This is a genomic window from Nonomuraea sp. NPDC049695, from assembly GCF_040674955.1.
Taxonomy (GTDB): domain Bacteria; phylum Actinomycetota; class Actinomycetes; order Streptosporangiales; family Streptosporangiaceae; genus Nonomuraea; species Nonomuraea helvata.
Genome location: NZ_JBFANV010000022.1, coordinates 81,455 through 95,764, shown reverse-complemented (window position 1 = coordinate 95,764; position 14,310 = coordinate 81,455). Strand labels below are relative to the sequence as shown.

Sequence of the window (14,310 nt, the reverse complement as noted above, 5' to 3'; positions counted from 1 at the left end):
CCCACCCGAACGTGACAGAACTCCGCGAAAGCTCGCGTCGGCGAGCCGCCGACCGGCCCAAGGGGCCTGCGTTGAGCCAGGTGGAAGACCTCCGCGGCCCGAACGGCATCCCGCTGCGCCACTACCGGCCGGCCGAGCAGCCACGGCCGCTGGTGGTGTTCGCGCACGGGGGCGCCTTCGTGCTCGGCGACCTCGACACCCACGACCGCACCTGCCGGCGCATCGCCGACATCTGCGACGTCGAGGTGCTGGCCGTCGACTACCGGCTCGCGCCCGAGCATCCCTGCCCCGCGGCCATCGATGATGTGGCCGCGGTGCTGCGCTGGGCGCGCCCGGCGGCGGTAGCCGGCGACAGCGCGGGCGGCTACCTGGCGACCATGGCGTGCCTGCGACTGCGCGACGCCGGCGACCCCGTGCCCGGTCTGCAGATCCTGATCTGCCCCAACACCGACCTGACGCTCTCGCAGCCCAGCGTCCTCGACAAGGGCGCCGGCCACGCGCTCGACGCCGACTTCCTCGCCTGGGCCATCACATGCTGGACGCCGGACCCCGCCGACCGCGCGCCCGCCAGCCCGCTGCTGGCACCAGACCTGCACGGCATGCCTGACGCCCTCATCGTGACCGCCGAACACGATGCGTTGCGCGACGAAGGCGACGCCTACGCCCGTCGACTGGCACAGACTGGCGCGCACGTGGTGCACCGCCAAGAACCCGGCCTGGAGCACGGCTTCATCCAGAACATGGACCTGACCTCCCCCGAGGCGGCCGCCGCCCACAAACGGCTGTTCGACGACATCGCCGCCCTGATCCACAGATGAGCACGCCAGCGTTGCGGGGGCAGACCAAGCCGCGACTCTGGAGCGCGTTGCGGGGTGTGCTGGGCGGGTTCATCGGCGGCCGGTCCGGCGGGCCGAACGTCGGCCGGTGATCAGGTTGTAGCCGAGCAGCGGACTGCCGCTCCAGCGATGGCGCAGAGCCAGGTGGACAGGTTGAAGAACCCTTGGATGCCCGAGACGTGGAACACCGCGGTGGGCACGAAGCCGCCCAGCAGCGCGCCGGCGATGCCGAGCGCGAAGGTGATGATCAAGCCTTGCGGGTCCTTGCCGGGGATGCGGGTGCCGGCTCGGTGGGCGGGGCGGCGGGTTCCAGCCAGCCGAGCCGTTCGGCGAGTTGTCGGGCGCTGTTGATGACGGTGGCGATATGGGGAGAGGGGTTGGCGTCGTGCCACAACAGTGACCAGGGGTAGTGCATGGCAGGTTCGATCAGGGGCCGCCAGGTGGTGCCCGGCCGGTTGGAGGAACGGAACGAGGAGGGGACGCAGTGCACGCAGCGGCGCTGGAGTACGAGGTCGGCGGCGGCGCGGGAGCTCTCGACGGTTCCCTCGTAGATGATCGGCGCGAACCCTGCCGAACGGCACAGCTCGATGACGAACTGGTTGAGCTCCGGCGTCTGGGATTCCTCGCCGAGCAGCAGGAGTTCGTCGGCGAGGGCGGCGACGGGCACGCCGTCCATGTCGGCGAAGCCGTGGTCGTCGGGCACCAGCACACCGAGCGGATCGAGTCGGATCAGCTTGGACGCCACCTCGGCCTGGGTCTGGGAAGCAGGTCCGATGGCGATGTCCAGGCGGCCGTCGGCCAGTTGCCGGTACTGCTCTGGGGTGCCCGCTTCGACCTGATGAATCGTGATGTCGGGATGGCCGCGCTGGAGTTCGCGCAGGATCTGCGGCATGGAGTCGTAGCCGGCGTCGATGATGCCGACCCGCAGCGTGGGCGCTGACGCCACGGCGTTGCGTGCAGCCTGCCCGGCCCGGCCCACGTGGTCGAGGATCTGGCGCGCCTCAATGAGGAAAGCGGCGCCCGCCGGGGTCAGATCGACGTGGTGGGTGCTGCGGTTCAGCAGTCGCACGCCCAGCTCGCGCTCCAGCCGCTGGATCTGCTGGCTCAGCGCGGACTGCACGATGTGCTCGCGAGCCGCCGCCCGGCCGAAATGCAACTCTTCGGCCAGCGTCACGAAATAGCGCAGCTGACGCAACTCCATGCCCGCCACCCCTTTCTGCTGGGCGGCGCCGATCTGGGCCGTCTTCCACCACTCTAGGTGCCTCGTGGAGTGTGACCCCCTGACAGGAGCGTTGGCGCTACTCGCCGGGCTGAGGTATCCAGCCCCTGCCGGTGAGGGGATCAGTGCTTGGGGGTGTCCTTGACCTTCCCGCCGGACTGCTTTGGATTGTCCATGGCCCGATCGGTCTTGCCCGCGTGGTGACGCTGGCTGCGAAAGCGCCGCCTGGCCCAGCCTTTGAGAGCCTGTACCTTGTTGTCGATCTCCCAACGCAGACTCATCGCGTTCTCCTTTCACCGCTCAGCTCGGACATGGGCCCGGAGGCGGACCTCGTTGATCTGTCTTCGTCATCAGCCATGACCTTGTGCCGGCGGACATTCACCACGGTCAAGTGGCTTGGAATTCCAATGTCCTCGCCGGCCCTCAGCGAGGAAACGAGCAATCACCGGTTGGGTTATCACTGGAATCGATGAGCGAGCGGGCGGCACCGGAGCGCCGCAAGCTCAGTGTGTCTTCCCTCCTGGCGGCGGCCTCGCCCGGCCACAAGATCGATGACGATTACCACAGCTACCGCGACACCGGTGAGCAGCCATGCCGACAGCGACACCGAAAGGGGCATCGGTCAGTCTCCGGCTGGGGCTCGGGCTTGTGATGGCTGGGCGGTGCGGCGGCGTTGGAGGCGGTCGTGGTCGGGCCAGTGCACGTTGCTGACCCAGCCGAGCCGCTCGAACAGGCGGATCACTTCGGCGGACGTGTCGATCTGGCCGCGATCGAGGCCGTGGCGGGCACAGCTGGGTTCGCTGTGGTGTCCGTTGTGCCAGCTTTCGCCGAAGGACAGCAGGGCCAGTGGCCACAGGTTGGTGGAGCGGTCGTGGCGGCGGGTCCTGAAGGGTCTGCTGCCGATGACGTGGCACAGGGAGTTGACGCTCCAGGTGACGTGCTGCAGCAGTGCGATGCGGATCAGTCCCGCCCACAGGAAGGCGGTCAGCCCGCCGTGCAGGGTGCCGCTGATCGCCCAGCCGGCCAGGAACGGCAGCATCAGCGACAGCGCGCACAGCGCGGGGAAGGCACGCGCCACCCGGGTCATGGCCGGATCGGCCAGCAGGTCGGGGGCGTAGCGCTCGGCCGGGGTCCGATCGTCGGTGAACAGCCAGCCCAGGTGGGCGTGGGCAAGCCCCCGAAGCTGCCCGCGCAAGCTGCTGCCGTACCGGTAGGGAGAGTGCGGGTCGCCGGGCCGGTCGGTGAAGGCGTGGTGGCGGCGGTGGACGGCCACCCAGTCGATGACGTTGCTCTGGAAGCCCATCGACCCGGCGACCGCCAGGCTCACGCGCAGCCATGGCCGTGCGGTGAAGGAGGCATGGGTGAGCAAACGATGGAACCCGACCGTCACCCCCAGCCCGGTCACCACGTAGAAGGCCGCGGCCAGCAGCAGATCGGTGAGCACGACCCCGTGCCCCCACGCCAGGAAGACCGCGGCGCCGAGTGCGATGAACGGCAGCACGACGATCGCCGCCGTCAGCACCATCTGGGCTCGGCCGACCGGAGGGTGCTCCTCCGCCCCGGGGAACGGCGATGCGCCGTCGTAGTACTGCCGATCTTTCACCTGCTGTTCAGAAATGCTCATGAAGGCTCTTTCGTCTCGTCTATACGGTCCGCCGGTGCACATAGCACCAGCGCCAGGTCGACCGTGCTTCCAGGGCGGCGACCACCGGGTGGTCGGTTTCCCGGTAGTGAGCCTTGGCGTGGCCGCCCCGCGAATCGTCGGAACAGGCGACCCACCCGCAGGTCAGGCACACCAGCAGGCGCGTCCATGTCTGGCCGAGGGCCAGACATGCCTTGCATTCGGGTACTCCGTACTCCGCAGTCGGGAGTTGGTTGATGTGATCGCAGCGCGGGGCCTGACCGTTCAGGCCGGTGCGGGCGGTGGCGTTCGTTCCTCGTGCATCCAGGGTCATGACGACCCCCTCACGGTGACAGCGACGCAAGCTGCGCCGACTGGTCACCCACCAGTCAAGGCGATCGGCCAGCCGGCGGAAACACACAATCCCAGCTAGCCTCATCACCTGCGGCGATAGCGAGCCTGCCGGCGCGTCGCGACGCGCCGTATCCGGCTGGATCCCACGTCTCGACAGACCTCCGCCAAGCGGTGGACCAGGATCCGGTGCACTTCGTGGACTCTTTCGGGTTCTCGCGGTGAGTGTGTGCCGATCAGCTGGTAGCCGTTGTCCGCAGATCGGTGGTCCCATTTCCACATCGCAACGTAAGTCACCGCCGCTGTCGCCCAGCCCATGACCGTGGAACACGGTGAGGCGGCCAGCGCGGCGCGCTCGGCCTGCACCCCCACTATCCTGACTCCAGGCCGCAGCGTCTTGGCCGCCAGTGCGCGCGAAGATCACCTCAGCGCCGTAACCGCGGGTGGCCTCCACCTTGGGCAACGCCGCACCTTACGGCATGTACACCGTCGCCTTGGCTCCGACCAACCGCGCGCTCAGCGCCACCCCCTGAGCGTGATTGCCGACACTGGCCGCGACCGCCGAACCTCTGCAGGTTCTCGCACTTGAGATGGACCGGCCCACCCACGACGTCCGAAAGCACCCGCGACTCGACCACGGGTGTACGGACCACCACGTCGGCGAGAAGTTCTCGCGCGGCGAGCACCCTCAGCCACGTGCCTCGGGACCCAGAGGACTCCCATGGCAGCCGTTCGGGCCATCGCCCGAACGCTACGTCTCCCCCGGTCAACGCGGGCAAAGTAGACGTTTCTCTTCCCAACGTCAGGATGTCGGCCGGACAGGACGCACCCCGCCACTCCAGGACTTGCTCGTCCACTCGCCGTGTTCTACGTCGCGTTGATCATCATCGGCCTGACCGGCGCGCTCATCACGGCGGTCGCGTGAGTGTACGCCTTATTGGCGTGGCGCTAACCGTTCGAACCACCAGCCGCCTGGCCTTCCTTCGGTCGGCGCCTCCCGCCGGATGCCGGTCCGCCTTCGCGCCGAGGGTCCAGCCGATCTGTTGATGATCACGGACAGTCTTCCGCGCCTGAAACGGAGCCCAAGACCGCGAAGTCCTCAGCCGATGAACAAGTGCGGGCGACCTTCACTTCAGTGGCTCAGGCGGGATCGGGCGAGTCCTCTCCGGAGAGCCACCAGATCGCCTCGACCTGCCGGATCGCCACTTTTGAAGCCTACCGTCCGCAAAATCGTCCGGACATTTCGCTGAAATATGCCGGCGCCCGTCACCCGCACCAGCGTGGCCTGAGTGGCCGTTTTGGGCCACCGCGTTCGTGTCCATCGCCTTCATCGTGTTCAGGCTGCAGAACACCACCGCCACGCAGGTGTCCTTCCTCGGCCTGCACGGCACGCTGCCGCTGGCGGTGGCGGTGGCGGTGGCGGTGGCGGTGGCGGTGGCGGTGGCGATGGCGATGCTTGATCGCCATGGTCAGCGGAATCCTCATCCTGGTGCTCGGCGCCACCCGTATCACCCGGCTTCGCCGCCCAAGATCCCGTCCGAGCCGCCGCCAGAACCGCTGGCCGGCGAGCACTCCCCCAGCGTCAGGGCTTTCGCCACGAGATCACCTAGGTAATCCCAAAACAGCGCCAGGAGGTGTGTGGCCACCCTGTGCGTGGGCAGCCGGACTGGTTCCAACGAGGACGAAAGGGCGCTGCACGTACGACGGGGGGAAACTGGCATGGCTTCGACGGATGCAGGCTTCGTCGATCGGGAGTGGGGCGGCGCGGCGCCGATCATCGACGGGCGTAAACCGGTCGCGGCGGTGGCCGCGTTGTGGGTGTTCGTGCTGGTGCCGTTCGCGGCCCTGGCCGCCGCCGTGCCGGTGGCCTGGGGGTGGGGACTGAGCTGGGCCGACGTGGCGATCGCAGTCGGTGCCTACGTCCTGACCGGGCTCGGCGTCACGGTGGGCTTCCATCGCTATCTCACCCACGGCGCGTTCAAGGCGGGCCGGTGGCTGCGGTTCGGCCTGGCCGTGGCCGGGTCCCTGGCCGTGCAGGGCTCGGTCATCCAGTGGGTGGCCGATCACCGGCGCCATCACGCCTTCGCCGACCGCGACGGCGACCCGCACTCGCCCTGGCGCTACGGGCACAGCGTGCGCGGCCTGGCCAAGGGACTGCTCTTCGCGCATGTCGGCTGGATGTTCGAGCGCGACCTCACCAACCGGCGGCGCTTCGCCAAGGATCTGCTCGCCGACGCCGACATCGGCCGGGTGGACCGGCTGTTCCTGCCGCTGGCCGCGGCCTCGCTGCTGCTGCCGCCCGTCATCGGGCTGCTGGCCACCGGCACCTGGTACGGCGCGCTGACCGCGTTCTTCTGGGGCGCCCTGGTCCGGATCGCGATGCTGCACCACATCACCTGGTCGATCAACTCCATCTGCCACGTCTTCGGCGAGCGGCCGCTGAAAACCCGCGCCGGGGACCGGGCCGCGAACTTCTGGCCGTTGGCGATCCTGTCGTTCGGCGAGAGCTGGCACAACGGCCACCACGCCGACCCCACCTGCGCCCGCCACGGCGTGCTGCCCGGCCAGATCGACGTCTCCGCCCGGCTGATCCGGCTGCTGGAAAGGCTCGGCTGGGCCCACGACGTACGCTGGCCGACCCCGGCACGCCTGGCCGCACGACGCCGCGAGCCTTCCCATGACCGACCCTGAGAAGGTGCGGCTCAGCCTGGATCCCGCCCTCACACGCCAGGGCGCGGTGGACGGGGCGTGGTGGCCCGCCACCTACGACGCCGGCGCGGAACTGCCCGCCCTGATCGCCGCCATCGACCAGCGGCTGAACCGACGGGTCCTGCGCGTGGGCCTGCACCTGGACACCTGGGACAACATCCCGCACCGCATCGCCGCCCCCGGCCGTCACGTGAAAGTGGGCTGGTTCCGCACCATCGACCCCCACGTGGTCAACCTGATCATCCCGGGGATCGAGCATCTCAACCTGCTCGTCATCCCACCTGGCACCACACCCGCCGCCGCTGCCAACGCGCTCGGCATGGCCACCCGATGCCGTGGCCGTACCCGTCCCGGTGACATCCTCACCGCCGCAGCCCGGAACAGCTCCGCCGACGCCACCACCGAGCAGGACCTGAGCCTGGCCGGTTGGGACAACGAGGGCGGACAGACCCGGCAGCCCGCCCGCGGCGACTTCGCGTCCTGATCACGCGTTGTGGTGGGGACTGCACAACCGTTACGGGTCCCTCCGGGCGAGCGCCTGGTCGGCCGCGGCGTTGAGCAACCGGGCCGCGGCGGCCACCGCACGCCCCGGGCAGCGTCAGGCCGGTGAGCACGGCTGCTGATAAGACCGGCGCAGATTACTGCTTTCCACCTGGTCGAGCCCACTAGACGATCAGGTCATCGCGCCTGACTGCTCCGCGCACGCCAACCCCAGCGCGACGTGCTCATGACCGCCTCACCCCCGCGGCCACTTCAGCCCGCACTCCCCCGCCCATAGGAGCCAGCATGAACACCGCGGACACGGTCGGCGCTCTCACTCCTGACGCGGCAGCCGACCGGCTCCCGCGCATCACGCCAAACGTCGATCTCGCGGGCCTGCAGATCGAGGGCGAACTCGACCGCGCCGCCTTGCCCGCCCTGACCCAGGCCCTGGCCTCGATGGCGGGCCGTGGCAGCTTCTCCGTCGATCTCAGCGGCCTGGTGTTCTGCGACGTCGGCGGGCTGCGCGCCCTGGTCACCGCCGCCGCCGGGCTGCGCTGCGGCCACGTTCTGACGTTGCGCTCGCCCCCTCCGCAGGTGCGACGCCTGCTCGAGCTCACCGGCTGGCACCAGACGGCAGGTCTTCGCCTGCAGGCGTCGTCGCACGCACTGCCTGACCCAACTCAACCGCCTTGATCAAATTGATCATCAGGTTCCGTGTCGAGCGGTGTGTTGCAGGCTTGATCGGCGCCGCGGCGAGCCTCACGGTGCTGAAGACGCCGCCACGGACACGCCCGTACGCCTGTAGCGCGTCAAATTCGCGAAACCTCTGCTTCATGCCCGCGACTGCATCAGCAGATGTGGCGTCACTGTCAAAGGAGTGATCGGGAACGCGTTCAGAACGGTCAGAGGTCGATTTCAGCGAGGTGGTCGGCGGTTCCGCCACGCCATTCGACCAGGAAAAGGCTCGCGTCATCACTTGTCATGCCCTTCCTCTGCCGCATCAGTCTGTGAGAGAGGCCTCGTACCATCTCCTGCACGCTTTTCGTTCTGGGCCCGACGTGCTCGATGGAGTTGATCAGGCGCTCTTCGCCGAACTGCTCGCCGCCGGCCTCGTGCTCTTCGACGACACCATCGGTGTAGAACAGCACCCGATCGTGGCGCACGAGCTGGCGCGTATTGATCCGCGGGGTGGCACCGCCAAAGCCGACCGGTAGGGTTCCCGCACCTTCCAACGCCTCGATGACCCGGTTGCCGCGGATCAGCAACGGCGCCGGGTGTCCTGCGTTGACCCATTCCAAGTGACCCGACTCGATGTCCAGACGCACCATCTGGGCCGTGACGAACTGGTCAGGGCCGAACTGTTCATTGATGGCGGTATCCATGAATTCGTACAGTTCGGCTAGCCCGACGTTGGCGCGTCTGGCGTGTCTGTAGGCGCCGATAGCCACGGTCGCCAGCACGGCGGCGTTCATGCCGTGGCCCATCGCGTCGATGACGGCTATGTGCAGGACTTCGTCGTTGAGGGCGTAGTCCAAGCTGTCTCCGGCGACGTCGTAGGCGGGCTCCATGATTCCGGCGACTTCGACCTGCGGGATGCCCATGGCCAACGGGGGCAACAGCGACCACTGGATCTCCGCGGACACGCTCATCGGCCTGCGACGCCGTGCCAGAAAGAACTGGTCTGTATAACCGTTCTTGGTGACGAGCATGTCAGCCACCAGACCGGCCAGCCGTCGCAGCAATCGGCGGTCGTCGTCGTCGACCCTGCTGAGGGTCAGGGCCATCACCCCGACCTCGTCACTGCCATCGAGCAGCGGCAGGTACATCCGGATGCCGTCGGCCACCGGATGCTCCACCCTCGTCTCGCTGACAAAAGCCTCACCTGCCCATGACCCCTCAATAGGCAGGGGATCGCCGCCCGTGAGCCCTCTGCCCGGCAGCGGTACCAACATCACCTGGTCATAGTCCTGCAGCAGGATGGACACATCCCAGCCACCGATCCTGCGCACCTCCTCCGCCACCAGCGGAGCGACGAGCTGCGGCGGCATGGCGTGAGCCCGGTCCAGCAACTGCCCCAGCAGCCGCTCACCGAAGCCTTCCGACCGGTCCACCGCAATCCTGCGGCTCCCCGGTACACGTCCTGTCATGACTGCTTCAATTCCCCCGCACTAGATTCTCTCTGCCGGTATCCGGCTTTTGGCCCAACACCGGCCTCCTTTTTACGTGGCTCGCGCGAAACAGCCTGAAGGCCGAGGGGTTCACAGGGTTTTGGTGGGTCCTCCGTCGATGACGGCATCGGCCGCCACGGCGTCGAAGGCGGTGGCAGTCACAGACCACCCTGTCGGGCCGGACCTCGTGCGGCCTGGCGGGCGGCGCGCTTGATCACGTCCTCTGCATGGGCACGTGTTTCCCAGCCCCGGGTGTCGGTGTCCTTGCCCGGATCAAGGTCCTTGTAGACGTCGAAGAAGTGACCGATCTCGCCGAGCACATGGACATCCACGTCCAGCAAATCTTGGATGTGGACGTAGCGGCTGTCGTTGGCGGGCACGCAGAGAATCTTCGCATCGGGTCCGTGCTCGTCATGCATCCAGAACACCGCCACCGGACGCACGCTGATCACACATCCGGGAAAAGTCGGCACCTCGCCCAGCACCAGCGCATCCAGCGGATCGTCATCCTCTGCCAGTGTCCCGGGCACGAACCCGTAGTCGTAGGGATAGGCAGTGGCGGTGAACAGCAGCCGGTCGAGCCTGATCCGCTGTTTGGCCTGGTCCATCTCGTACTTGTTGCGCGATCCCCGCGGTGTCTCCACGATCACATCGAAGCGCATCACAACCTCCTGTGCCGCAGCTCCCGGCTGGCCACGTCCTCGGCAGAGCGTGCATTCAGGTCGGCCTACACCCGACAGGGCACAGGGCGTGGCGATAAGCCACCCAAGCGGCGATTCCCGCATCGAGCAGCGCCGTCAGCCACTCATCCACCGTTTTCTCGGGTACGTCGACCAGTTCGCTCCAGGCGTCCGCGGACAGCCGTTGCCGTGCCCATACCAGGGCAGCCGACAAGGACGATCAAAACGTTGCTCACTCGGCTGGAACATCACGCACACAGGGCATTCCCCCTCATCATGAGGACAGGACCCATTGGCCGGTGTGGCGGAGCCGCCACTCGGTGGAAGCGGCTCGGTGGACACCACCGAGTGCTTCCATGATATGCCGCACGCGGCAGCCAGCGTTACCGCAGGTCAGAACCATGATTTTGAGCATGTCGTGCAGGATTCGAACAGGCGGCCATCGGATTAGGCATCTACGCCCTCGAACCCATGTGCCCGACCTTTTGCGTCGCGGATCGGTGACCGCTTCCGGCTTTGTATGGAGCGCGCTGGGTAGGGGGATGCGCATGGCCACACTCATAGACCGGGTACGCACGTATCTGCGCAGCCCCAAAGGCAGAGCGAACATGGAAAAGGCGAAACGAATGGCCCGTGACCCCCGCAACCAGCAGAAGGCTCGGCGTCTTCTGGAGCGGTTCCGGGGGCGGCGTCACTGATCCGGGCGGACGGCGGCCTGCAGTACACCGGCCGCCCGAAGGTCTACAGGGCCAGAGGGGCTACCCGCGGCCTGGAGCCCAGCCCGGCCGGCGGCGAGAAGGTCGAGTCAGCGGTCGCCGAACGCCGCATCGCCGAGCACAATGGTCCGTGCGGACGGCTTAGAGGAAGCCCACGCGTCGAACGCATCCGCCGTGGCGAGCAGCGCCTCCTGGTCGCCGTCGAGCAGGGCTTCGGCCCGCTCCACCATGGCAGCGGCCACCGGGTTGCTGAACCGCGATGTTCCGGGCCTCGGCCAGACGGTCCCGTGGTGCAGGAAGAGCATCGTGTCGAAGATCGCCCGGTAACCGTACGTACGCTCCGATGGGGTGCCGAGCTGATTCAGGACCTCCTGCCATTCGCTCCGGGCGTCGCCGAGCAGGAAGCCTGGCCGCCGCGCTGGAGGCAGCCGAGCGACCCGAGTGCCGGGCAGAGAACTGCCGCACCCCGCACTGAAAATCTATCGTCGCCGTAGTAGACATTCGAGGCTGTGGGCACTAGGGTTTCTGACATCGCAAGGAACGGATCCACCGGGCAGCAGAAGTAGTTGCTGGCATCACGACGAACTGCCCGGAGCAGGTTGAAGTTGAAGGTTGACGGCAGAAGGTCGGACGTGACGGGCCAGCGCAGTGGTAAGGGGCCCTGATCGTGGACGCGCTGCCGCAGGTGTAGTTGGACAGTGGTCCGGAAGATAGAGATGAAGGGAGTGTTGAACGCCATCGGGATCGCCCGTTGCCGGCTGAGCCTCGCCGCTCGGGTACCGCAGTTCCACAGATAGGAAGGTGGTCTACGGTCACGCATCCGCGATCCGCGCATCATCGCCACTCAGTACGGCGAATGCGGAAAACAGTAAGCCGGCCGATGGCCGGTAGATGGTGTTGAACTCTTCGGGGCCCCGGCGCAACAGGCGCCGGGGCCCCCTGTGCACGTGACGGAAAGGAATGTATGGATCAACACCGCTCGGCTGCCGAGGGGAACACGCTCGCCCACGACAGGATTACGGATACGGCCGGACCCACGGCCGAAGACCGGTTCGACGATGAGGACTACCCCGCCTACAGCATGGGCGCTGCCGCCGAGATGCTCGGCGTCACCCCGACGTTCCTGCGGGCTCTGGGTGCCGCCCATCTGATCGAGCCGAAACGCTCCAGCGGCGGGCACCGCCGCTACTCCCGCTACCAGCTGCGCCTGGCCGCGCGTGCCCGGGAACTCGTCGACCAGGGCACCCCCGTGGAAGCCGCCTGCCGGATCATCATCTTGGAAGACCAGCTCGCCGAAGCGCTGCGCATCAACGCCGAATACGAACGCGAGCGCACGGCCGGAGACTAAGCGCTTGTGGCGCCCCATGTGTGTACACAACGGGGCAGCATGATCCGCGCCTGGGACACGGGCCTGGAGCGCCGGGGGTTAGCGGGGATTCCCGTCCGGCCCGCGCCGGGTTGTGTGCACAATGCGGATCATGAGGATCGGGATCCGGGACGCCTGCGCCCGCTTGCGATCTCTTCGGTGAACATCGTCATCGTCGAGGCGCGCCGGCACCGACGGCGACAGCGCGTGGCCCCCCTCGAACGCCTCCTGCAACGAGCCGTCGCGACGTTGCCCCCACCGTGAGCCCAGCGCACCCCAACTGCCGGTGGAGGCAACGGATGCTCGGTCAGGAGGCGATGTAGGAGTACAGGTCCTCCATGACCCGGTCGGCGTTGTACAGGTAGACGTGGTCGGTGACCGTGTTGGCGAGGACCCCCGCGGTCAGCCCGTTGAAGTGCGCGTTCGGCCGGTCCGTGCCAGGGCCGACGTAGACCTTGTAGAGGCTGCCCGGCTCGATGACGGCGCCGTCGCCCACCCGCAGGAGGGTGTTGCCGAACTCGCGCAGGGTATAGCCGTTGAGATCGATCGGCTCGTCGGTGGTGTTGCGGAGCGCGACGTACTCGCCCCCGTTGGGCGCGACGTCATCGCCGTCCGGGTTGTACACCACACTGTCGATGACGACGCCGCGGTTCGTGCGCAGCGGCTTCTTGCCGGCGAGCACGGCCTTGGCGACGTTCGGCAGGTTGGTGAACATGTAGTCGTAGCCCTGGCGCTCGATCATGCTCAGGATCGAAGGACCGTCCTCGACCTCGCTGACGACTTCCAACCCGAAGGACTGGACGCGGGCGATCTGGGAAGCGGTGGTCTGCACCGGGTTGCCGGCAATCGCGGTGACCCAGGTGGCGAGCTCGGTGAGCACGTCGTCGGTCGCTGTCATGAACGGGTAGCCGCTGCGGAGCAGCAGCGTGGGGACCTCGGGCAGCAGCGCGTGGAACTGGCGCAGCGCGGCCTCGTCGAAGGACTGGACCCAGATCTGCGGAGCGCCGTTCCTGGCCTTGAAATTGTGGGTGTAGCCCCAGGCGCGAAGCTCCTGGACCAGGTTCTCCACCATGCCGGGGTAGAGGGTCGGCGACTTGAGCTCGGGCGCGAGGCCCGCTCGGCCGTTGGTGAGCTGGAACCACTCGCGCAGGGTGAGGATCCGCTGCCCGGCGAAGGCAGGGTCCCACCACGAGCCGGCGTCGAGCTGCTTGATCTCGGCCAGAGTGAAGTCGATGACGTTCCACGGCGCGCGGTCGGGAAAGAGCTCCTCGACGTTCGTGGTCCGCGCGAGAGTGTTGTCGTGGATGACGACGAGCACGCCGTCTTTGGTCTGGGCCAGGTCACCCTCGAGGACGTCGGCCCCATCGGCCAGGGCTCGCTTGTACGCCGCGGTGGTCTCCTCCGGCGCGTTCTTCGAGGCGCCTCGGTGTGACCAGACCACCGGCCTGCCGCGGTTCGCGTGGCGGACGGCACCCGGGCCAACGCTGGTGGGCCATGCCGCCCCAGGTACCGACACAGGTGCCGTCGAGGCGTCCGCAGGAGAGAGCCGGGTGGTGACGAGCATCGCTGCCACGGCAGCCAGTGCGGCCAAGAGGACGAGCGCCGATCGCAGCCGATTGACAATGAACCCTGGAAGTTGCATGGGAAACTTTCTGAGTAGGTACCCGCGAGGGGGTCTTCGCGCGTGGGCAGTGTAGAGGCTCCTTCCATCCGACGAATGAATGCCTGACGACGGTATGGCTGACGGCTGATGATCTTCCTGGCCGCCGCGCCTGTCGGGCTCGAGCCGAACGCCGGCATGCGTCATTTCTGCCACGGCTGAAAGATCGTTCTGATCCTCCGATGCTTCCCGCCTCGTCAGCGTGAAGCCGATCTCGAAGGAGCGGTTCCAGGCAAACGCGACCTCCTTGATCGACCAGTCCAGATGGAGCCCTCACACGATCGATGTGAGCCGCTGACCTGCCGTGGCGGTGTCCCTGGCCGGTGGCGAGGACGACGGCCTGACAGCCGTGGTCCTCGGTGAGGCGGTGCAGGAGGAGGCGCCGGGCGGCCGTCCGGTCGAGAGTGTTGTCTCTGGTGCCGATGACGGTCGCCACGGCGGCGGCCACCGAGCCGATCGTGTTGACTGACGGGCCACCAGCCGGTCGGCACGTTGCCCACT

15 protein-coding genes and 1 pseudogene are annotated in these 14,310 nt (G+C 67.6%); 6 read left to right on the top strand and 10 right to left on the bottom strand.

Annotated elements, in window-relative coordinates:
• Positions 1-80: 80 nt before the first annotated feature.
• A complete protein-coding gene (locus tag AB0J64_RS21110; RefSeq protein WP_364029189.1) occupies positions 81-818 on the top strand; it encodes an alpha/beta hydrolase in 738 nt (245 codons plus the stop codon).
• Positions 819-928: 110 nt separating this feature from the next.
• On the opposite strand, the gene AB0J64_RS21105 is transcribed toward AB0J64_RS21110, so the two are convergent.
• The 6 genes and pseudogenes from AB0J64_RS21105 to AB0J64_RS21080 all read right to left on the bottom strand — a co-directional run.
• Entirely contained in the window at positions 929-1,087 is a 159-nt protein-coding gene (locus AB0J64_RS21105; protein WP_364029114.1) for a hypothetical protein, read from the bottom strand.
• The gene (locus tag AB0J64_RS21100; RefSeq protein ID WP_364029112.1) at positions 1,084-2,037 is read right to left on the bottom strand and encodes a LysR substrate-binding domain-containing protein; all 954 of its coding nucleotides are present in this window, start codon (positions 2,035-2,037) and stop codon (positions 1,084-1,086) included. Before AB0J64_RS21100 ends, AB0J64_RS21105 begins: the two co-directional genes overlap by 4 nt.
• Before the next feature lie 140 nt (positions 2,038-2,177).
• Positions 2,178-2,336: a hypothetical protein gene (locus AB0J64_RS21095; protein WP_364029110.1), complete on the bottom strand. Its 159-nt coding sequence runs from the start codon at positions 2,334-2,336 to the stop codon at positions 2,178-2,180.
• A 341-nt stretch (positions 2,337-2,677) separates the two neighbouring features.
• Positions 2,678-3,679, bottom strand: a complete 1,002-nt coding sequence (locus tag AB0J64_RS21090; protein ID WP_364029108.1) for an acyl-CoA desaturase — start codon at positions 3,677-3,679, stop codon at positions 2,678-2,680.
• A gap of 19 nt (positions 3,680-3,698) precedes the next feature.
• Positions 3,699-4,010 (bottom strand): UBP-type zinc finger domain-containing protein, encoded by a 312-nt coding sequence (locus tag AB0J64_RS21085; RefSeq protein ID WP_364029106.1) that lies wholly within the window; start codon positions 4,008-4,010, stop codon positions 3,699-3,701.
• Between the two features lie 492 nt (positions 4,011-4,502).
• Positions 4,503-4,719: pseudogene (locus AB0J64_RS21080) on the bottom strand (threonine ammonia-lyase); the annotation flags it as partial.
• A gap of 622 nt (positions 4,720-5,341) precedes the next feature.
• Between AB0J64_RS21080 and AB0J64_RS21075 the strand changes: the two are divergent.
• The 4 genes from AB0J64_RS21075 to AB0J64_RS21060 all read left to right on the top strand — a co-directional run bounded on the left by AB0J64_RS21075 (position 5,342) and on the right by AB0J64_RS21060 (position 7,912).
• Complete coding sequence (locus tag AB0J64_RS21075; RefSeq protein WP_364029104.1) at positions 5,342-5,641, top strand: hypothetical protein; 300 nt, start codon at positions 5,342-5,344, stop codon at positions 5,639-5,641.
• A gap of 105 nt (positions 5,642-5,746) precedes the next feature.
• Positions 5,747-6,718 (top strand): acyl-CoA desaturase, encoded by a 972-nt coding sequence (locus AB0J64_RS21070; RefSeq protein WP_364029102.1) that lies wholly within the window; start codon positions 5,747-5,749, stop codon positions 6,716-6,718.
• Positions 6,705-7,220: a DUF5994 family protein gene (locus AB0J64_RS21065; RefSeq protein WP_364029101.1), complete on the top strand. Its 516-nt coding sequence runs from the start codon at positions 6,705-6,707 to the stop codon at positions 7,218-7,220. Before AB0J64_RS21070 ends, AB0J64_RS21065 begins: the two co-directional genes overlap by 14 nt.
• Before the next feature lie 302 nt (positions 7,221-7,522).
• Positions 7,523-7,912, top strand: a complete 390-nt coding sequence (locus AB0J64_RS21060; RefSeq protein ID WP_364029099.1) for an STAS domain-containing protein — start codon at positions 7,523-7,525, stop codon at positions 7,910-7,912.
• Between the two features lie 209 nt (positions 7,913-8,121).
• Here the strand turns inward: AB0J64_RS21060 and AB0J64_RS21055 are convergent, their stop codons facing one another.
• The 3 genes from AB0J64_RS21055 to AB0J64_RS21045 form a co-directional block, all read right to left on the bottom strand.
• Positions 8,122-9,330 (bottom strand): PP2C family protein-serine/threonine phosphatase, encoded by a 1,209-nt coding sequence (locus tag AB0J64_RS21055; protein WP_364029097.1) that lies wholly within the window; start codon positions 9,328-9,330, stop codon positions 8,122-8,124.
• A 215-nt stretch (positions 9,331-9,545) separates the two neighbouring features.
• Entirely contained in the window at positions 9,546-10,049 is a 504-nt protein-coding gene (locus AB0J64_RS21050) for an inorganic diphosphatase (RefSeq protein ID WP_364029095.1), read from the bottom strand.
• Positions 10,050-10,872: 823 nt separating this feature from the next.
• Complete coding sequence (locus AB0J64_RS21045) at positions 10,873-11,088, bottom strand: hypothetical protein (protein WP_364029093.1); 216 nt, start codon at positions 11,086-11,088, stop codon at positions 10,873-10,875.
• A 776-nt stretch (positions 11,089-11,864) separates the two neighbouring features.
• On the opposite strand from AB0J64_RS21045, the gene AB0J64_RS21040 reads away from it, so the two are divergent.
• The gene (locus AB0J64_RS21040; RefSeq protein WP_364029187.1) at positions 11,865-12,131 is read left to right on the top strand and encodes a MerR family transcriptional regulator; all 267 of its coding nucleotides are present in this window, start codon (positions 11,865-11,867) and stop codon (positions 12,129-12,131) included.
• Positions 12,132-12,456: 325 nt separating this feature from the next.
• Here AB0J64_RS21040 and AB0J64_RS21035 read toward each other — a convergent pair whose 3' ends face one another.
• Positions 12,457-13,590, bottom strand: a complete 1,134-nt coding sequence (locus tag AB0J64_RS21035) for a glycerophosphodiester phosphodiesterase family protein (RefSeq protein ID WP_364029091.1) — start codon at positions 13,588-13,590, stop codon at positions 12,457-12,459.
• Positions 13,591-14,310 lie beyond the last annotated feature (720 nt).